We start from the raw sequence: 18744 nt of genomic DNA on the forward strand, positions 1-18744 counted from the left end.
GCGTCACCCCCGGTGCTCGGCGCGCAGCCGGACGCGGTCGCCGACGCGGGCCACCACCAGCCGCGACCAGTCGGCGACCCGGGGCAGGCCCGCGGCGCGACCGGCCGCGAGGTCGCCGACGACCACGGCGGCCGCACCGCTCGCCAGCACCGCCTCGAGCCCTGCCTCGGTGTCCTCGAACGCCACGCAGTCGACCGGGTCGACGCCGAGCGCGGCCGCGGCCGCGAGGTAGCCGTCCGGCGCGGGCTTGCCGGCCCGCACGTCGTCGGCGCCGCCGAGCAGCTCCGGGACGAGCACGCCGCTGGCCGCGAGCCGCGCCACGGCGAGCTCGTGGCGCGCGCTGGTGACGACGGCGACGGGCGCGCCCTCGTCCACCAGCCGCCCGAGCAGGGCCGCGGCCCCGGCGATCTCGACCACGCCCTCGGCCTGCCCGTCCTCGACGGACTCCAGGGCCAGGGCGAGCTCCTCGGCGTCGGGCCGCTCGCCGAGGAAGCGGACCACGGTGTCGGCGGTGGGCCGGCCGTGCGCGTGCCCGATCACCTCGGCGGCGTCGAGGCCGTGCTCGGCCGCGAAGTCGCGCCAGGTCCGCTCGACCAGCGCGGTGGAGTCGACGAGCGTGCCGTCCATGTCGAACAGGAACGCGGCGGCGCTCACGTCGAGCGGGGTCACGGGTGCCTCCCGGGTGTCGGCGGTCGGTGCCAGTCTGGTGCACCGTGGACGACCCGACGACGTGGCTCGAGCGCGAGCGCGAGGAGGCCCGCGCCCGGCTGGCCGGGCTCACCGGGGCGCTCGACGACGTCGTGGCCGCCTCGCTCGACTCCAACGCCGACGACGAGCACGACCCCGAGGGCGCGACGATCGCCTTCGAGCGCTCGCAGGTGCAGTCGCTCATCGAGCGCGCCCGGGCCCGCGTCCGCGAGGTCGACGCGGCGCTGGCGCGGGTCGCGGCCGGCACCTACGGCACCTGCGAGGTCTGCCGGCGGCCGATCGCGACGGCCCGCCTGCACGCCCGGCCCACCGCCCGCACCTGCGTCGCCTGCGCCGCCTGACAGGGTCAGCGCACCAGCCGCCGCAGCGCCACCAGCGCCAGCGGGGCGTAGAGCAGCACGACGGGCAGCGGTCCGGTGACCTGCCAGCCGGTGACCGTGCCGCCCCCGGGCGCCGGCCGCACGTCGTGGCGCATCCGCACCCGCACGGGGCCGAGCCGGGCGACCCAGGTCCAGCTCCGTCCCGCGGGGTCGGACGCGTCGACGTCGAGCACGTCGAACGGCACCGGGAGCGCCGCCGGCCCGAGCACCTGCCCCGAGGTCGACGGCAGCAGCCGGTCGTGCAGGTAGCGGACGCCGCGGATCTGCGGCGACCACTCCGACCAGCGCGCCGGCCGCACGTACCGGTCCCACACGTCCTCGGGCGCGCGGGGGCCGCGCACCTCGTAGCTGCGGGTGGTGCTCAGGGCCGGCACCCGGCCAGTGCAGCACGGCCTGGTCGCACCCGCGCGTCCTGCGACATCCTCGGGGCGTGACCTCACGTCCCGGCCGTCCCGGACGACCACAGGACGTGGAACGCGAACCCTTCGAGGCGCTGGTGCAGCGGCACGGCCCCGCCGTGCTGCGGGTGTGCCGCGCCGTCGTCGGCCCGGACGCCGCCGAGGACGCCTGGTCCGAGACCTTCCTGTCGGCCCTGGCGGGGTACCCGGAGCTGCCGCCCGGCAGCGACGTGCGGGCCTGGCTGCTCACCATCGCCCACCGCCGGGCGGTCGACCAGGCCCGGGCCCGGGCCAGGCGACCGCTGCCCTCCGGCGACCTGCCGGACGGCGCGGCCCTCCACGGCGCGCGGCCGGCCCGCGTCCCCGGCGGGTGGGAGGACGACCTGGTCGCCCTCGTGGCGCGGCTGCCGGACAAGCAGCGCCGTGCCGTCGCCTACCACCACCTCGGTGGCCTGCCCCACCGGCAGGTCGCCGAGCTGCTCGGCGGCACGCCCGAGGCGGCGCGCCGGGCCGCCGCCGACGGCGTCGCCGCCCTGCGCCGCAGCTACCTGCCCGACCACCCCGACCGCGCCGCCGCCACGACCGCCGGAGGATCCCGATGAGCACCCTCGACGACGCCCTGTCCGCCCTGGCGGGACCGCCCCGCACCGACGAGCGCGGGACGCTGGAGCGCCTGCACGCCCGGCTCGAGCAGCAGGCCGTCGAGCGCGACCTGCTCGACGTCGCCTGGACCCGCGTCGACAGCCCGGTCGGCCCGCTCCTGCTCGCGGCCACGCCGGCGGGCGTGGTGCGCGTCGCCTTCGACGTCGAGGACCACGACGCGGTGCTCCAGCAGCTCGCGGGCGCGGTCAGCCCGCGCGTGCTGCGCGCGCCGTCGCGGCTGGACGCCGTCGCGCGCGAGCTCGACGAGTACTTCGCCGGCACCCGCCGGCGCTTCGACGTCGCGGTCGACCTGCGGCTCGCGACCGGTTTCCGCCGCGAGGTGCTCGAGCACCTGCCCGGCATCGGCTACGGCAGCACCGCGACCTACGCGGCGCTGGCGAGCGCGGCCGGGCGACCGCGGGCCGTGCGCGCGGTGGGCACGGCGTGCGCCACCAACCCGGTGCCGCTGGTGGTGCCCTGCCACCGGGTCGTGCGCTCGGACGGGTCGTCCGGCGGCTACCGCGGCGGGCCCCAGGCGAAGCAGACCCTGCTGCGGCTCGAGAACGCTGCTGCCTGAACCGTTCTCGCGCCTCAGCCCGCGGGCAGCGCCTGCGCGCCCTCGCCGGTCACCACCTCGGCGCCCAGCGCGGTGCGCAGGTACAGCACCGAGCGGCCGGAGCGCCACGACCGCACCATGCCGCAGTCGCGCAGCACCGCCAGGTGGCCGCTGACGGTGGCCGGGCTCTGGCCCAGCTCGGCCGCCAGGTGCGTGGTCGACATCGGCACGGCGAGCGCCACGAGCAGCCCGGCGCGGGTGCGCCCGAGCAGCGGGCTCACGTCGTGGCGGGACGGCTGCGGGTCGAGGTGCTCCCACAGCGCGTCCAGGTGCCGGGCGGGGTAGGTGAGCTCGACGGTGCTCGGGTACGCGAGCAGCAGGCCGAGGGTGGGGTCGACGAACGCGGACGGCACCAGCCGCAGCCGGTCGACGCGGGCGCGGCGCTCGCCGTGCTGCGGCTTGTCGACGCGCATCACGCCGTCGACGAAGGAGACCTCGGGGTGCAGGTCGTCGAACAGGGCGGCCAGGCCGTTCGCCATCGCGCCGCGGACGCGCTCGGTGACGTCGCGCTCCAGCGCCCCGCGCAGCCGCGGCCAGTGCGGCTCGAGGACCTGCTGCCAGTAGCGCGCGAGCTCGTCGGCGACGACGCGGCACAGCGTGCCGTCGTCGAGCAGGGCCAGCAGCCGGGGCGGGAGGGGGTGCCCCTCCCAGACCCGCTCGAGCTGCTCGCGCGCGTGCTGCACGGGGACGAGCCGCAGCGCCGCGAGCTGGTCGTGCACGTCGGTGTCCGGGCCGTCGGTGAGCGGGAAGAGCATGTCGGGGAGCCACCGGCCCACGGGCATCAGCAGGTCGAGCAGCTCGAGGTCGACGCCCTCGGCGCGCGAGCTCGCCCACCGCCGCCAGGCGAGGTTCGTGCCGCGCCGTCCCGACAGCACCTGGATGCTGTGCGCCGTCTCGCGGAGCGGGCAGATGCCGAACCGCGTGGTGCCGAGAGCGGCTGCGGTCAGCCGCAGCTCGATCACGGGTCGGACGGTAGCGACGTGGACCGGGGCGGGGACCGTGCGACCCCGGACCGATGCACGACCGAGCCCGTTCCGTGACCTCAGCTGCCGGTGCGGTGCTCCGGCGAGCCCGCGGCGCCGACGAGCGAGGTCGCGAGCGCGGTCTGCTCGTACAGCACCGACCGGCCCGAGCGCCACGAGCGCACCATGCCGCAGTCGCGCAGCACCGCCAGGTGCTGGCTCACGGTCGCCGGGCTCTGACCGAGCTCGCGCGCGAGGTGCGTCGTCGAGCGGGGCGAGCCGAGCGCGGTGAGCACCGCGGCGCGGGTGCGGCCGAGCAGGTGCGCCAGCTCGTCGCGGGCGCCCGGTTCGCGCAGGTCGTCCTGCACGCCCTCCCAGAGCCGGCCGACGCCGCGGGCGGGGTAGGTGAGCTGGAAGTACCCGGGGGAGGAGTACGCGACGACCAGCACCGGCCACAGGAAGGCCGACGGCACCAGCGTGAGCCGCGAGCGGGAGTAGGTCTCGTCGACGTGGTGCGGCTTGTCGATGCGCAGCACGTCGCCCTCGACGCTCACCTCGTCGTGGATGTCGCCGAGCAGGTCGAACAGCCCGCCGCGCAGGGTCTGGCCCGCGCGGAAGGCGACGTCCGCCTCGAGCGTGCCGCGCACGCGCGGCCAGTGCGGCGCCAGGGCCCGGTCCCAGTAGCGCGCGAGCTCGTCGGCGAGGTGCGTCCCGAAGGTGCCCGCCTCGACCTCGCCGCGGGCCAGGCCCGGGACGCCCCGGTCGCCCCAGACCTCGGTCAGCTCGCCCCACGCCTGCTCGGACGGGAGCGCGGCGAGCGCGTCGAGCTGCTCCTCGACGGCGACGTCGGGCCCCTCGACCCGGGGCGCGAGGAAGTCGGCGAGCCAGCGGCCCTGGGGCATCGCCGACAGCAGCAGCGGGAGGTCGTCGGTGGTGACGCGCTCGCGCACCCACGACGTCCAGCGCGCGTGCGGGTGCGTCCGCCCGGTCGGCTCCGAGGTGCACAGCGTGATGGCGCTGCCGACCAGCTCGGCGAGCGGCGAGAAGCCGAACCGGGCGTTGCCCAGCACCTCGACGCTCAGCCCCAGCGAGATCACGGTCGGCACCCTAGGGCTGGGTGCCGCGTGCCCGAACCCTTCGGCCAGGGACGAATGGTGGTCGCTAGCGAGGGGGGACCTGCACCATGGCCTCGTCGACGACGCGCAGCACGGTCTGCGCGGCGTGCACGAACCGGTACCCGTCCGGCGTCAGGCGCACCGCGCGCCGCGAGCGGTCGAGCAACCGGTAGCCGAGCGCGTGCTCGAGCCGGCTGACGCGCCCGCTCACGCCCGGCTGGGACAGGTGCAGGCGCCGCGCGGCGGCGGTGAAGCTGCCCTCCTGCACGATCGCGAGGAACACGACCACCTCGCCGAGCGAGATGCCCGCGCCGCGCCGCGCCACCCGGGTGAGCAGGTCGTCACGGGGTGCGAGGTGCTCGAAGGGGACCGGCATCGTCGTCATGAGCCGAAGGGTGCGCGCTCCGCGGCCCGACGACAACGATTCGGGCAGAGCCGAATCCACCGGTGGAGGTACCGCCCCGCAGCCGGTCGGCCGGTCGTCGCGGCCGCGGGGCGGACCCTCGTCGTGCTCCTCGGACCCAGGCAGGGGTTCGTCGGAGGACGGTCCCGAGCATGCGCGCGCCGGTCGCCGGGCGCCAGCGTCATCGCGACCGGCTCTCGTCCCATCGCGCTCCAGGATGCGTTGCGCGCGAAGCGGTCTCGCGACGGTAACGACGTCTTGTGCGGGTCGGTGCCCGCCGGGACGGTGGGCAGCACCACCCGGCGGCGCCCGCGTGCCCGCCGGACCCACCCGAACCCAGGAGGAACAGTGCGGACACCACGCACCGCCGGCCTCGTCGTCGGCCTCGCCGCCGCGATGACGCTCGTCGCGTGCTCGACCGGAGGGGGCGCGTCGCAGGACCCGACGAGCGACTCCGGCGAGCAGCAGGGCACCCAGGACGTCACGATCACCGTGGCGCACGAGCAGGAGTTCAACGCCTACAACAACGGCACGAGCGCCGACAACGCGACGAAGAACGCGGTGGTGCTCAACCAGGTGCTCACCACCTTCTGGGAGTTCGGGCCGGACGGGACGGTCGTCCCGAACGAGGAGTTCGGCACCTACGAGAAGACCTCGGACTCCCCGCTCACCGTCGAGTACTCGATCAACCCGGACGCGGTCTGGTCCGACGGCGAGCCCATCGACTGCGACGACGTCGTGGTCGACTGGGCGGCGAACTCCGGCACGTACGAGGGGTTCGACCCCGCGAGCACGACCGGCTACGACCTGATGGAGAAGCCGACCTGCGCCGACGGCGACAAGGACTTCACCGTCGTCTACACCGACACGTTCTCCGACTGGGTGGCCGGCGTCGGCACGTTCCTGCCGGCGCACGTCGTCGAGGAGCGCTCCGGCGTCGAGGACGTCGTGGCCGCCGTGCAGGCCGACGACGCCGCCGCGATGGCGACGGTGGCGCAGTTCTGGAACACCGGCTGGCACTTCAACCCGGGCGAGTACGACGCCGCGACCACGCCGTCGTCCGGGCCGTACACGCTGTCGACCTGGGAGCCGGGCCAGTCGATCGCGCTGGAGGCCAACGAGGAGTACTGGGGCACACCGGCGTCGTCGCAGACGATCGTGGTGCGCTTCATCGAGCAGGAGTCGCAGGCCCAGGCCCTGCAGAACGGCGACATCATGATCGCCGAACCGCAGGCGAACCCGGACGTGCTCGGCCAGCTCGAGGCCATCGGCGACACCGTCACGGTGGCGCAGGGCGACGAGTTCACCTACGAGCACCTCGACTTCAACTTCGACACCGTCTTCGCCGACGCGAACCTGCGGAAGGCGTTCGCGCTGTGCGTCCCCCGCGACCAGATCGTCGAGAACCTCATCGTGCCGGTGAACCCGGAGGCCGAGGTGCTGCAGTCGCGGTTCTTCCTCCCGTTCCAGCCCGCCTACCAGGAGGTGTCGCAGGCCATCCAGGACGGCACCTACGACACGGCCGACGTCGCGGCGTCCAAGGCGCTCGTCGACGAGGCGGGTGCCGCCGGCACGGTCGTGCGGATCGGCTACCAGACGCCGAACCAGCGCCGCACCAACACCGTCGACCTGATCCGCGCCTCGTGCAACCAGGCCGGGTTCGACGTGCAGGACGCCGGGCAGGCCGACTTCTTCGGCAACGGGCTCGACAACGGCAACTTCGACGTCGCGCTGTTCGCGTGGGCGGGGTCGCCGCTGGTCTCCGGCAGCGGCTCGACGTACAGCACCGACGGCGGCAACAACAACGGCAACTACGCCAACCCGGCGGTCGACGGGCTGATGGCCTCGCTCGACACCACGCCGGACGCCGACGAGCAGCAGCGGATCATCACCGACGTCGAGACGATCCTGTGGGACGACCTGGCGACGATCCCGATCTTCGCCCACCCGGGGCTGGTCGCCTACGACTCCACGGTCGAGAACGTGACGTTCCAGCCGTCCCAGTCCCAGGTGACCTGGAACATGCAGCGCTGGAGCATGGCGAGCTGATCCCCCCCGCCCTCGGACCGGGGGCGCCGGCGGCCCGGTACCGCCAGACTGGGCGCGTGGACGTGCGCGCGGGTCTGGTCGGTGCCGGGCCGTGGGTCGACGAGGCCGTGCTGCCGGCGCTGCTCGCGGCGCCGGGGGTCCGGCTGGAGCGGGTCTGGGCGCGGCGCCCGGACCGGGCGGCGGAGGTGGCCGCCGCGGCGGGGGCGGTCGCGGTCGCCTCCCCCGGGGAGGCGATGACGGGGGTCGACGTGGTGGCGCTGTGCGTGCCGCCCGACGTCCAGGCCGGGCTGCTCCCCGAGGCCGTCGCCTCGGGCGCGGCGCTGCTGCTGGAGAAGCCGGTGGCGCGCACGGTGGAGGCGGCCGAGGTGCTGCACGCCGCCACCGCCCCCGTCCGGGTGCACTACGCGCGCCTGGTCGACACCCACCTCGCCGCCTGGCTCGACGACGCCGCGGCCCGCACCTGGGAGCGGGCCGAGGTGGTGCTCACCAACGGGGCGACGCTCGGCGACGACCCGTTCGGCCGCTCCCCGTGGCGGCGCGAGGCGCTCGGCGGCCTGTGGGACCTGGGGCCGCACGCGCTCGCCTGGCTGCACGTCGTGCTCGGCCCGAGCACGTCGGTGCAGGCGCACCTCGACGGCACCGACGTGGTGCTCGAGACGCTGCACACCTCGGGCGCCACCGGGCGCGCGGTGGTGTCGGTGGCCAGCGCCGACCCGCAGGAGCGGTTCGTGCTGCACGCCGGCGACGGCTCGGCGCACGAGGCGCCCCCCGGGCGGCAGACCGGCGCGCAGACCTACGCGGCGCTGCTGGCCGCGCTCGCCACCGGGTCACCGGCCGGGGCGGCAGCCGACCCGAGCGCGGTGCAGCGGTACGTCGCCGACCCGGTGGCGAGCACCGCCGTGGTGGCGACGCTGGCGGAGGCCGCCGCTCAGCTCGACGACGGCCGGCCGGCCAGCCACCGCAGGGCGAGCACGTAGCCCTCGATCCCGAGCCCGGCGACCACGCCGGTCGCGACCGGAGAGACGTAGGAGTGGCGCCGGAACTCCTCGCGCGCGTGCACGTTCGAGATGTGCACCTCGACCAGCGGGGCGGTGAGCGCGGCGCAGGCGTCGCGCAGGGCGACCGAGGTGTGCGTCCACCCGCCCGGGTTGAGGACGACGGGGACGCCGTCGTCGGCCGCGGCGTGCAGCCACCCGAGCAGCTCGTGCTCGGCGTCGGTCTGGCGCACCTCGACCTCGAGACCGAGCGAGGAGCCCGCCGAGACGCAGGTCTCGACGAGCTCCTCGTGGGTGGTGCGCCCGTAGACCTCGGGCTCGCGGCGGCCGAGCCGCCCGAGGTTCGGGCCGTTCAGGACCACGACGCGCGTCATGCGGCCGATCCTCTCGCACCGCGGGGTGCGGACGGGGTCACGACCCCGTCGCGTCGTCACCGGCCGGGCCGGCGGGAGGCACGGGGCCGCCCTCGCGCAGCCGCTGGACGGTGCCCAGCGCCTCGCGCAGCTGCCCCAGCCAGTCGTCGGCGTGCTCGGCCACCAGGGCCACGCACCACGCCAGCGCCTCGGACCGGCTGCGCGCCACCCCGGAGTCGATCAGGGTGTCGAGCACCTCGCGCTCGGGCTGGCGCAGCCGGGTCATCACCGGGACGGCGAGCGAGGTGAACACCTCGCGGGTGCCGTCGATCTGCGCGCCCCAGGCGACCTTGCGGGCGTAGCGCGGCTCCGCCTCCTGGGCGATCGCCACACGCTGCTCGCGGGTGTCCTCGCGGAACCGGGCGATGCGCCCGAGCCGCGCGGCGGTGGTGGCGCTCTCGTCACCCTCCACGGTGGTCCCGTCGGCCGGCAGCGTGCCGACGACGAGGATCTCGTCGCGGTCGACGCGGATCTCGGGGCGACCGGTGAACCAGTCGTCCGGGAGCCGGCCGGCGAACCAGCCGACCAGGTCGCTCTCGCTCACCGGCGGGACGTCGCGCTCGCGACCCCGGCCGCCGCGGTACCCCGGGCCGGGGCCGAACCCGCGGCCGAAGCCCGCACCGAACCCGGCGCCGAAGCCCTCCGGGCCGCCCCGGCCGCGGCGGCCGCCGCGACCTCCTCGGCCGCGCTCGCCCTCGCTCGCGCCGCCGCCGTACTCGTCGTGCTCTCGTGGGTGCCTCATGGCCCACTCCTTCCGTTGCAGTGATTACTACATTACGCCGCAACGTAGCGAGGTGCGCGGTTGTTCCCGGCCGCCGAGCCCTACGGTGCTGCCATGAGCCTGGAGATCGGCCGTCCGCCCGCGAGCGACCCGGTGATGTCGGCGGTCGAGCGCCGCGTGCTGTGGCTGTCGACGGCGGTCGTCGACCACGCCAACCGCGTCCGCCCGAACACCACCGGTCTCAAGGTCGGCGGGCACCAGGCCTCGAGCGCGTCGATGGTCACGCTGATGACGGCGCTGTGGTTCGGCCGGCTGCGCCCGCAGGACCGGGTGTCGGTGAAGCCCCACGCCTCGCCCGTGCTGCACGCGATCAACCACCTGCTCGGCGAGCTCGACGCCGACCGGCTCACCACCCTCCGCGCGCTCGGCGGGCTGCAGTCCTACCCGAGCCGCACCAAGGACCCCGACCCCGTCGACTACTCGACCGGGTCCGTCGGCCTGGGGGCGACGGCGCCGATCTGGGGCGCGATGGCCCGCCGGTACGTCGACCAGCACTTCGGCGGGGCGGGCACCGGACGCCAGTACGCCCTGATCGGCGACGCCGAGCTCGACGAGGGCGCCTGCTGGGAGGCCGTCGTCGACCCCGGCGTGGCCGACCTGGGCGAGGTGGTGTGGGTCGTCGACCTGAACCGGCAGTCGCTCGACCGGGTGGTGCCGGCGATCGCGACGCCGCGGCTGCAGGGCATGTTCGAGGCGGCCGGCTGGCAGGTCATCACGCTGAAGTACGGGTCGCTGCTGAGCGGGCTGTTCGAGCGGGAGGGCGGCGACGCCCTCCGCGAGCGCATCGACGGCATGGTGAACCCCGAGTACCAGCGGCTCCTGCGCTGCGACGCCGGCGAGCTGCGCACCCGCCTGCCCGGCGACGGGCCGCGTGCGGGCGAGATCGCCTCGCTGGTCGCGGGTCTCGACGACGACACCCTGTGGCGCGGTGTGCGCAACCTCGGCGGCCACGACCTCGGCGGCGTCCTGGCGGCCCTCGACGCGGTCGACGACACCCGTCCGTCCGTGATCTTCGCCTACACGGTGAAGGGGCACGGGCTCGCGAGCGAGGGGCACCCGCAGAACCACTCGTCCCTGCTCACCGAGGCGCAGATGCGCGAGCTGGCCGCCGCCTGCGGCACCGACCTCGACGACCCGTGGGCGGCGTTCGCCGACGACTCCGACGAGGCCCGGCTGTGCCGCGACGTCGCCGACCGGCTGCGGCGCGACCCCGTGCCCGCGCGCCCCGACCTCGCGCTGCCGACCGACATGGGCCGCACACCCGGTGGCACGGCCACCACGCAGGCCGCCCTCGGCCGGGCGCTGCTCGACCTCACCCGCGCCGCCCCCGACGCCGCCGCCCGGGTCGTGACCGTGAGCCCGGACGTCAGCTCGTCGACGAACCTCGGCGGCTGGGTGAACAAGGTCGGGGTGTGGGCGCCCACCGAGCGCACCGACTGGTTCGCCGACGACGCCGAGACGATCCTGCACTGGCGCGAGCGTCCCACCGGGCAGCACCTCGAGCTCGGCATCGCCGAGGTGAACCTGGTGAGCGCGCTCGGCGAGCTCGGCGCCACCTGGAGCCGGTGGGGCCAGCCCCTGCTGCCGGTCGGTGTCGTCTACGACCCGTTCGTCGGCCGCGCCCTCGAGCCGTGGTCGTTCGGCATGTACGCGGGCGGGCAGTCGGTCCTGGTCGGCACCCCGGCCGGCGTGACCCTCGCGCCGGAGGGCGGGGCGCACCAGTCGGTCACGACCCCGTCGATCGGGCTCGAGCAGCCCGGGTGCGTCTCGTACGAGCCGGCGTTCGCGCTCGAGGTCGAGTGGTGCCTGTTCGACGCCCTCGCCCACCTCGGGCGGCCGGACGGGCGGTCGACCTACCTGCGGCTGTCGACGCGCCCGGTCGACCAGACCCTCGCCACGGTGCCGGCCGACCCCGCCGCGCGCGAGCGCCGTCGCCGCCAGGTGCTGGCCGGCGGCTACCGGCTGCGCACCGGGCGCGACGACGCCGCCGGCCGGGTCACGCTCGTGACCGCGGGCCCGGTGCTGACCGAGACGCTGCTGGCCGCCGACCGGCTCGAGGCGCAGGGCGTCGGGGCCGACGTCGTGGTGGTCACGAGCCCCGACCTGCTCTTCCGCGCGGTGCAGGCCCGGGCCGGACGCGACACCGGCCCGACCTGGGTGCTCGACCAGGTGCTGCCCGCGGACCGCGCGCACCCGATGCTGACCGTGCTCGACGGGCACCCGCACGCACTGGCCTTCCTCGCCACCGTCCGGGGCGTGCGCGCCGTGCACCTCGGCGTCACCGGGTTCGGCCAGTCCGGCGGCCTCGACGAGGTGTACCGCCTGCACGGGCTGGACGCCGACAGCCAGGTCGCGGCCGCCCTCGACCTGCTCTGACCAGTTCGCCCGTCCTCCCCCCGTCCGGGGCCGATCGGGCGCACACTGAGGTGACCTCTCCCGGGGAGCCGGGACGCACGCCTGGAGGTCGCATGAGCGAGCAGGTCGAGATCGCCCCGTTCAGCCGCGGCGCCGTGCCGCTGGCCGGCTTCGTCGTGGCGGGCCGCTGGCCGCAGACGACCCAGGAGTGGGCGCAGGTGCTCACCCTGGCCGTGCGCCTCGCCGCGGTGCCGGGCATGGTGCCGTCGACGTCGGTCTTCCGCACCAGCGACGACCGCCCCGACTCCAGCGGGTCGATCCCCGACCCCGTCGGGCTGGTCCTGCTCGAGGGGCCGGTCATCGGGTCCGGCGCGCCTGCCCCCGGGGCGCTCGCCGATCCGCAGCCGGCGGCCCTGCTGCTGCTGCACCCGCCGCAGGAGTCGGTGCCGTCGACGCCGGAGACCAGCGGCACCGCGTCCGGGTGCGTGCTGCTGCCCGGACTGCCCCACCTCGGCATGGAGCACCGCGCGGCCTGGGTCGAGGCCGAGCGCGACGGCACCGTCACCCGGCTGCTGAGCCAGGTCGGCGTCGACACCTCGCGCGACCCCGACACCGCCGTGCTCGCCATGCTGCTCGCCGCCTGAGCCGGCGGCGTACGGTGCGGGGGTGAGCGACCAGCAGCCGCAGGGCCCCTTCGACCCGCTCGACCCGCTCGACCTCGACCAGCAGCTGAGCGCCGACGAGCGGTCGGTGCGCGACAGCGTGCGCCGGTTCTGCGACGAGCGCGTGGTGCCGCACGTCGGGCAGTGGTTCGAGGACGGCGTCGTCCCCGACATCCGTTCCCTGATCGAGGAGTTCGGCACGCTCGGGCTGCTCGGCATGCACCTCGAGGGCTACGGCTGCGCGGGCATGTCGGCCGTCGACTACGGGCTCGCCTGCACCGAGGTCGAGGCGGCCGACTCCGGCATCCGCTCGATGGTCTCGGTGCAGGGGTCGCTCGCGATGTTCCCGATCCACGCCTACGGCACCGAGGAGCACAAGCAGGAGTGGCTGCCGCGGATGGCCGCCGGGCAGGCGATCGGCTGCTTCGGGCTCACCGAGCCCGACCACGGGTCGGACCCGGCGAGCATGCGCACCCGGGCGAAGCAGGAGCCGGGCGGCGACTGGGTGCTCGACGGCCGCAAGCTCTGGATCACCAACGGCTCGATCGCCGACGTCGCCGTCGTTTGGGCGCAGACCGACGACGGCATCAGGGGTTTCGTCGTCCCGACCGACGTCGAGGGGTTCTCCGCACCCGAGATCCACCACAAGCTGTCGATGCGCGCGTCCGTCACCAGCGAGCTCGTCCTCGACGCCGTGCGCCTGCCCGCCGACGCCGTCCTGCCCGGCGTCCGAGGACTGAAGGGTCCGCTGTCGTGCCTCACCGAGGCGCGGTTCGGCATCATCTGGGGCTCGATGGGTGCGGCGCGCTCGGCGTTCGAGGCGGCCCGCCGGTACGCCACCGAGCGCGAGCAGTTCGGGCGCCCGATCGCCGGGTTCCAGCTCACCCAGGCCAAGCTCGCCGGCATGTCGCTCGAGCTCGCGAAGGGCCAGCTGCTCGCCCTGCACCTCGGACGCCTCAAGGACGCCGGGCGCCTGCGGCCGGAGCAGGTCTCCTACGGCAAGCTGAACAACGTCCGGGAGGCGCTGGACATCTGCCGCACGGCGCGGACCGTGCTGGGCGCCAACGGGATCTCGCTGGAGTACCCGGTGATCCGGCACATGAACAACCTGGAGTCGGTGCTCACCTACGAGGGCACCGTCGAGATGCACACGCTGGTGCTCGGCCAGGCGCTCACCGGCGAGGCGGCGTTCCGCTGACCGAGCGCCTCACCGGGGCCGTCGTCCTCCCGGACGGCACGGCCGTCCGCGGCCGCGGGCGGCGCCAGCCGCTGCCCGAGGGGCCCGTGCCCCAGCTCGGCCTCGCGCTCGGCACGGCTCGCGACCGCGCCCGCTGGGTGCCGGGGTGGCCGGTGACGTGGGTCGACTGGCCGGACTTCGGCACCCCGCGCGACGACGACGCCGCGACCGCCGCCGTGGTCGACGCCCACCGGGCGGCGGCCGCGGGCGCGCTGGTCGAGGTCACGTGCACCGGCGGGACGGGACGCACCGGCACGGTGCTGGCGTGCATGGCCGTGCTGGCCGGCCACCCGGCCGACGACGCGGTGGCGTGGACGCGCCGGCACCACCGGCCGAGGGCGGTCGAGACCCCGGGTCAGCGCCGGTGGGTGCTGCGGTTCGCCGAGCGGGTCGAGCGCGGGGGCCTGCTCACACCCCCGCCCGGGTGAGCTCGACGGCGTCGCGGACGACGTCGACCAGGCGCCCCGACCGCTCGAGCACCTCGCGCTGGCGGACGGCGCCGGTGCCGCGCTCGCGCAGCGCCGACAGCCACGCGGCGACCCGCTCCAGGTCGCCGAGGTCGTCCAGGGCGTCGTGGACGTGGTCGACGAGCGCCTGCACCGCCTCCCACGCGGGTACGGGGCGCAGCGACTGCGGGTGCACGAGCTGGTCGCCGAGACCGGAGCGCCCGGCCCGCCACGAGGCGAGCCGCAGCAGCTCGGTGCGGACACCGTGCGGCTCGATCCCGGCGGCGACCTCGCGGGTCGCGGTCTCGACCAGGCCGCGCGACAGCGTGGCGACCAGCAGCGCGTCGTCGACGTGGGTGCAGACGTCGGCGACCCGCACCTCGACCGTGGGGTAGCGGGCCGAGACGCGGGCGTCGAGGTAGACCATCCCCTCGTCGAGGACGGCGCCGGTCGCGACCATCGAGTCGACGGTCTCGCGGTAGGTGCGCAGGTCGCCGAAGTGGCCGAACGGGCCGTTCGTGGGCCACCGCGCCTGCAGCTGGCTGCGGTAGCTGGCGTACCCGGTGTCGCGGCCCTGGTGGAACGGGGAGCCGGCGCTGACCGCCAGCACGACCGGCAGCCAGGCGCGGATCCGGTCGAGCACGCCCACCGCGAGCTCGGCCGACCCGACCTGCACGTGCACGTGCATGCCGCAGGTCAGCTGCTCGGCGCCGGTCCGGCCGAACGCGCGCACCATCTGGCCGTACCGCGACACCGGGGTGGTCGTGGGGTCGACCTCGACCGGCGAGGCACCGAGCGCGGCCACCCCGACGCCCGCGCGCTCGCCTGCGGCCACCGCCAGCGCCCGCTGGCCCAGCAGCTGGGTGCGCAGGTCGTCGAGGTCGGTGCACGGGCGGGTGGCGGTCTCGATCTGCTCGAGCTGGAGCTCGTGCTCGACCTCGCCGCCGGGGCCCGCGGTGCCGTCGTCGGTGGGCCCGCGCAGCGCGTCGGCCGCGAGCGGCACCGGCACGCCGGTGGCCAGGTCGACCAGCAGCAGCTCCTCCTCCACGCCGACCGGTCGGGGTCCGTCGTCGTGGGCCGCAGCGGCCCACCTGTCCGTCGATGGTTCCTGCACGGCGGGCCACGTTAGGGGAGGAGCAGGGGCTCGGCGACGCGAGACGGCCCCTACCCTCGGCTCGCTGGCGCTCGCGAGCCCCGGCTCCACGGGGGGTCGACTCCTCCCACCTCGACTCGCTCGCTGGCGCTCCCTCGCTCGGCGCGCCGGAGCCGACCGGAGCCGGCGCTGGCACCCCGCGTCTGCCCGGGTCGCGTCGGGTCAGACCAGCTCGAGGCCGTCGGCGACCACCCGGCCGCCGTGCAGCACCGTGCGGTCCGGGAGGCGGTCCATCACGGCGGCGGTGACCGTCTCGCCGGCGACCAGCACCAGGTGCGCCGGGTCGCCGACGGCCAGCCCGGGACGGTCGTCGACCGAGCCGAGCCGGACCGACGCGGGGTCCATGATCGCGGCGCCGCCGACGGTGGCGACGGCGACGCAGTGCTCGACCAGCCGGTCGGCGCGGAACCCGTGCGTGAACGCGAGCTGCCAGGTGCGGCCGAGCAGGTCGGCGTCGCCGTACGGCGACCAGTAGTCGCGCTGGCCGTCCTCGCCCAGCCCGACCCGCACGCCCGCCTCGACCAGCTGCTGCAGCGGCAGCTGCTGGCCCCCGCCCGGGGCCACGGTGGCGGTGGCGACGTCGGCCTCGGCGAACGCCTCGACGAGCCGCCGGGTCTGCGCCTCCGACACCTGCCACAGGCCGTACCCGTGGCTGATGAGCACGTTCCCCTGCATGCCGAGGGCCCTGGTCCGCTCGAGCACCAGGTCGGCGCTGAAGGCACCCAGCTCGCCCGGCTCGTGCAGGTGCACGTCGACCGGCCTGCCGTACTTCTCGGCGAGCCCGAACACCACGTCGAGGTGCCGCACGGGGTCGCGGTCGAGGGTGCACGGGTCGATGCCGCCGACGACGTCGGCCCCGGCGCGCAGGGCGTCCTCGAGCACCTGCGGCGAGCCGTCCTCGCGCAGCAGCCCCGCCTGCGGGAAGGCGATGACCTGCACCTCGGCGCGGCCCGAGAAGTGCTCCCGCGCGGCGAGGACGGCCTCGAGCCGCTCGAGCCGGCAGTCGACGTCGACCTGCGCGAAGCTGCGGACGCGCGTGGTGCCGCGGGCGACCATCAGGCCGAGCGTGTGCCGCACCCGCTCGACGATGCCGACCTCCGCGTCGCGCCAGTGCGCGCGGTCGTTCAGCATCATCGCCCAGACGCCGGGGGCACCCGTGTGCGGACGGAACGGCAGGCCCAGGCGGGTGGAGTCGAGGTGCACGTGCACGTCGCTGAACGACGGCAGCAGCAGCCGGCCGCGGCCCTCGACGACCTGCTCGCCCGCGTGCTCGGCGGCGGGGTCGTGCGGCCCCACCGACGCGATAGCGCCGTCGACGACGACGACGTCGGCGGCGGGCCCGCCCCAGGGACGGCAGTCGCGCAGGATCATCCGGCCACCGTACGGGCGGGGCTCAGGGGACGGTGAGCTGCAGGTAGTCGCCGGTCGTGACGGGGTCGGTGGTGAGCCGCCCGCCCGGCAGGGGCAGCGGCAGGGTGCGGCCGTCGCGCACCAGCCGGACGGCGTCGACGCCCTCGATGCCGGTGAGGCTCAGCACGATCTGCCCGATCGCGACCGGGATGAGGTCCGCCGCCGGCAGCGTCGTGCTGCCGCTGACGTCGACCTCGGCCACGCCGTCGTCGACGCGGCCGACCTCGAGCGCGAGGTCGGGGCCGAGGGCGCTGGTCAGCCCCTCGTCGACGTCGGTGGCGGTCGGGCCGTCCTGGAGCCTGGTGAGCACCTGGCGCGCCTGCTGCAGCGGCGTCCCCGGGTCGATGTCGACCGGGACGGCCCGCAGCTCGTCGTCCGGGCCCTGCAGGTACACCGCCGCCGCCACCGACGTGCCGGGCACGTCCGCCTCCGTCGAGCGCGTGGACGCCTCGGGCGGCGGCTCGGTGGAGAGCAGGTCGTACGGCACGTCGGCCGGGTCGATCGTGCGGACCCCGGGTCCGGCCGGTCCGACGCAGGCCGCCAGCAGGGCCGCGCCGGCGACCGCGACGAGCAGCCCGCGGGCGGGGGCGGTCACGGCGTCCCCTCGCGGTCGAGGGGCAGCCGCACGACGAACCGCGCACCGCCGCGGGGCGCGTCGTCGACGTGCACGCCGCCGCCGTGCGCCCGGACGGTCTCGGCGACCAGGGACAGGCCGAGCCCGGTGCCGGGCAGGGAACCGCGCGAGCCGCCGCGGACGAACCGCTCGAAGATGCGCAGCCGATCTGCTTGCGGGACACCGGGTCCGGCGTCGTCGACCACCACGAGCGCGTCGTCGCCCTCGCGCTCGGCCCGCACCGACACCAGGCCGCTGCCGTGCCGGTCCGCGTTCTCGAGCAGGTTCACGACCGCGCGCGAGAGCTGCAGCTTGTCGGCCCGCACCGGCAGCGGTCCACCGGTCACCGACAGCAGGTCGACCGACCGGCCGCCGAGCGCCAGCGTCTCGCGCAACAGCTCGCCGAGGTCGACCACCTGGCGCGCGCGCAGCGCCTTGTCGTCCATGGCGTCGAGGCGACCGAGCTCGAGCAGGTCGTCGACGACGTGGCGGAACCGCTCGACCTCGGCGGCCACCAGGTCGACCACCTCGCGGGTGCTCTCGGGCAGCTGCTCGCGCCGTCGCTCGAGCAGCTGCACGCTCGTGGTGAGGGTGGTGAGGGGCGAGCGCAGCTCGTGGCTCACGTCGGCGGTGAACCGGGCGTCGCGGTGGATGCGCTCGGTGAGCCCGTCGACCATCGCGTTGAAGGACGCGACCAGCGTCACCAGGTCGGGGTCGTCGGTGGCGCGCAGCCGCTGGCTCAGGTCGCCACCGGCGACCTGGGCCGCCGTGCCGGCGATGTCGTCGAGCGGCGCCACCACCCGGCGCGCGGCCCAGCGCCCGAGCACCGCGCCGCCGAGGGAGGTCAGCACGGCGAACCCGCTGAGCACCACGGCCAGCGCGGTGAGGGTGCGCTGCAGCTCGGGCGTGCCGCTCACCTCGTAGAACGTGGCGCCGACGGCGGGCAGCGGCACCGCGGTCGCCACGAACGGCCCGTCGACCCCCTCGCCCCACTGCTGGGCCGGGACGCCGTCCTCGGCCAGCGCCCGCAGGTCCGCGGGGACCACGGCCTCGGGCTCGGCCAGAGACGAGGCGTACCACTGGCCGTCGCGGCGCACGAAGAGCTGGGTGTCGGCGGGCGGGGAGGCCAGGCCCAGCACCTCGCTCACCTGGAGGTCGGGGCTGCGCATGCCGTCGCGCACGTAGGCGGCGTCGACGAACGCCTGCTGCTGGGCGACCCGCTCGCGCTGGGTGACGAGGTACTCGCGCGCCGTGGCGAACGTGCCGACCGACATCACGCCGGCGAGCAGCAGCCCGCCGAGGGCGAACGAGAGCGTGACCCGGCGCCGCAGGCCCGGCCCGCGGGCGCGCCTCACCGCGGGTCCAGGCGGTACCCCAGGCCGCGGACGGTCACCACGAGCCGGGGG

General features: G+C 75.9%; 20 protein-coding genes. 9 read left to right on the forward strand and 11 right to left on the reverse strand.

What is annotated here, in order from left to right; translation table 11 throughout:
• Nucleotides 1-3: 3 nt before the first annotated feature.
• Nucleotides 4-669: an HAD family hydrolase gene (locus ACYVKY_RS05170; protein ID WP_460433903.1), complete on the reverse strand. Its 666-nt coding sequence runs from the start codon at nucleotides 667-669 to the stop codon at nucleotides 4-6.
• A gap of 44 nt (nucleotides 670-713) precedes the next feature.
• Here ACYVKY_RS05170 and ACYVKY_RS05175 point away from each other — a divergent pair, with 44 nt between their 5' ends.
• Complete coding sequence (locus ACYVKY_RS05175; RefSeq protein WP_460433904.1) at nucleotides 714-1049, forward strand: TraR/DksA family transcriptional regulator; 336 nt, start codon at nucleotides 714-716, stop codon at nucleotides 1047-1049.
• A gap of 5 nt (nucleotides 1050-1054) precedes the next feature.
• Here the strand turns inward: ACYVKY_RS05175 and ACYVKY_RS05180 are convergent, their stop codons facing one another.
• Nucleotides 1055-1462, reverse strand: coding sequence for an SRPBCC family protein (locus ACYVKY_RS05180; protein WP_460433905.1), 408 nt, complete (start codon nucleotides 1460-1462; stop codon nucleotides 1055-1057).
• A gap of 95 nt (nucleotides 1463-1557) precedes the next feature.
• On the opposite strand from ACYVKY_RS05180, the gene ACYVKY_RS05185 reads away from it, so the two are divergent.
• Together ACYVKY_RS05185 and ACYVKY_RS05190 are read left to right on the forward strand one after the other, a co-directional pair.
• Nucleotides 1558-2088, forward strand: coding sequence for an RNA polymerase sigma factor (locus ACYVKY_RS05185; RefSeq protein ID WP_460433906.1), 531 nt, complete (start codon nucleotides 1558-1560; stop codon nucleotides 2086-2088).
• Nucleotides 2085-2705: a methylated-DNA--[protein]-cysteine S-methyltransferase gene (locus tag ACYVKY_RS05190; protein ID WP_460433907.1), complete on the forward strand. Its 621-nt coding sequence runs from the start codon at nucleotides 2085-2087 to the stop codon at nucleotides 2703-2705. The genes ACYVKY_RS05185 and ACYVKY_RS05190 overlap by 4 nt, the downstream gene beginning before the upstream one ends.
• A gap of 14 nt (nucleotides 2706-2719) precedes the next feature.
• On the opposite strand, the gene ACYVKY_RS05195 is transcribed toward ACYVKY_RS05190, so the two are convergent.
• The 3 genes from ACYVKY_RS05195 to ACYVKY_RS05205 form a co-directional block, all read right to left on the reverse strand.
• Nucleotides 2720-3706 carry an ArsR/SmtB family transcription factor gene (locus tag ACYVKY_RS05195; protein WP_460433908.1) on the reverse strand — a complete coding sequence of 329 codons (987 nt, stop codon included), beginning with the start codon at nucleotides 3704-3706 and terminating at the stop codon, nucleotides 2720-2722.
• An 80-nt stretch (nucleotides 3707-3786) separates the two neighbouring features.
• Nucleotides 3787-4803 carry an ArsR/SmtB family transcription factor gene (locus ACYVKY_RS05200; RefSeq protein ID WP_460433909.1) on the reverse strand — a complete coding sequence of 339 codons (1017 nt, stop codon included), beginning with the start codon at nucleotides 4801-4803 and terminating at the stop codon, nucleotides 3787-3789.
• A gap of 64 nt (nucleotides 4804-4867) precedes the next feature.
• Complete coding sequence (locus ACYVKY_RS05205; RefSeq protein ID WP_460433910.1) at nucleotides 4868-5206, reverse strand: LysR family transcriptional regulator; 339 nt, start codon at nucleotides 5204-5206, stop codon at nucleotides 4868-4870.
• Nucleotides 5207-5572: 366 nt separating this feature from the next.
• Between ACYVKY_RS05205 and ACYVKY_RS05210 the strand changes: the two genes are divergently transcribed.
• Entirely contained in the window at nucleotides 5573-7273 is a 1701-nt protein-coding gene (locus ACYVKY_RS05210) for an ABC transporter family substrate-binding protein (protein ID WP_460433911.1), read from the forward strand.
• 56 nt (nucleotides 7274-7329) lie between these two features.
• Nucleotides 7330-8250, forward strand: coding sequence for a Gfo/Idh/MocA family oxidoreductase (locus ACYVKY_RS05215; protein WP_460433912.1), 921 nt, complete (start codon nucleotides 7330-7332; stop codon nucleotides 8248-8250).
• On the opposite strand, the gene aroQ is transcribed toward ACYVKY_RS05215, so the two are convergent.
• The gene (gene aroQ, locus ACYVKY_RS05220; RefSeq protein ID WP_460433913.1) at nucleotides 8202-8642 is read right to left on the reverse strand and encodes a type II 3-dehydroquinate dehydratase; all 441 of its coding nucleotides are present in this window, start codon (nucleotides 8640-8642) and stop codon (nucleotides 8202-8204) included. The genes ACYVKY_RS05215 and aroQ overlap by 49 nt on opposite strands.
• A gap of 37 nt (nucleotides 8643-8679) precedes the next feature.
• Nucleotides 8680-9225, reverse strand: coding sequence for a hypothetical protein (locus ACYVKY_RS05225; protein WP_460433941.1), 546 nt, complete (start codon nucleotides 9223-9225; stop codon nucleotides 8680-8682).
• Nucleotides 9226-9516: 291 nt separating this feature from the next.
• On the opposite strand from ACYVKY_RS05225, the gene ACYVKY_RS05230 reads away from it, so the two are divergent.
• The 4 genes from ACYVKY_RS05230 to ACYVKY_RS05245 all read left to right on the forward strand — a co-directional run bounded on the left by ACYVKY_RS05230 (nucleotide 9517) and on the right by ACYVKY_RS05245 (nucleotide 14144).
• A complete protein-coding gene (locus ACYVKY_RS05230; RefSeq protein ID WP_460433914.1) occupies nucleotides 9517-11838 on the forward strand; it encodes a transketolase-like TK C-terminal-containing protein in 2322 nt (773 codons plus the stop codon).
• 92 nt (nucleotides 11839-11930) lie between these two features.
• Nucleotides 11931-12461 (forward strand): peptidase, encoded by a 531-nt coding sequence (locus tag ACYVKY_RS05235; protein ID WP_460433915.1) that lies wholly within the window; start codon nucleotides 11931-11933, stop codon nucleotides 12459-12461.
• 22 nt (nucleotides 12462-12483) lie between these two features.
• The gene (locus ACYVKY_RS05240; RefSeq protein ID WP_460433916.1) at nucleotides 12484-13677 is read left to right on the forward strand and encodes an acyl-CoA dehydrogenase family protein; all 1194 of its coding nucleotides are present in this window, start codon (nucleotides 12484-12486) and stop codon (nucleotides 13675-13677) included.
• 86 nt (nucleotides 13678-13763) lie between these two features.
• Complete coding sequence (locus ACYVKY_RS05245) at nucleotides 13764-14144, forward strand: protein-tyrosine phosphatase family protein (RefSeq protein WP_460433917.1); 381 nt, start codon at nucleotides 13764-13766, stop codon at nucleotides 14142-14144.
• Here ACYVKY_RS05245 and ACYVKY_RS05250 read toward each other — a convergent pair.
• The 4 genes from ACYVKY_RS05250 to ACYVKY_RS05265 form a co-directional block, all read right to left on the reverse strand.
• A complete protein-coding gene (locus ACYVKY_RS05250; protein ID WP_460433918.1) occupies nucleotides 14125-15210 on the reverse strand; it encodes a carboxylate-amine ligase in 1086 nt (361 codons plus the stop codon). The genes ACYVKY_RS05245 and ACYVKY_RS05250 overlap by 20 nt on opposite strands.
• Nucleotides 15211-15477: 267 nt before the next feature.
• Nucleotides 15478-16686: an amidohydrolase family protein gene (locus ACYVKY_RS05255; protein WP_460433919.1), complete on the reverse strand. Its 1209-nt coding sequence runs from the start codon at nucleotides 16684-16686 to the stop codon at nucleotides 15478-15480.
• A 22-nt stretch (nucleotides 16687-16708) separates the two neighbouring features.
• Nucleotides 16709-17320 carry a GerMN domain-containing protein gene (locus tag ACYVKY_RS05260; protein ID WP_460433920.1) on the reverse strand — a complete coding sequence of 204 codons (612 nt, stop codon included), beginning with the start codon at nucleotides 17318-17320 and terminating at the stop codon, nucleotides 16709-16711.
• Nucleotides 17317-18693: a sensor histidine kinase gene (locus ACYVKY_RS05265; RefSeq protein WP_460433921.1), complete on the reverse strand. Its 1377-nt coding sequence runs from the start codon at nucleotides 18691-18693 to the stop codon at nucleotides 17317-17319. The genes ACYVKY_RS05260 and ACYVKY_RS05265 overlap by 4 nt, the downstream gene beginning before the upstream one ends.
• Between the last annotated feature and the right edge of the window lie 51 nt (nucleotides 18694-18744).

The sequence above is a fragment of the Angustibacter speluncae genome, assembly GCF_054777815.1.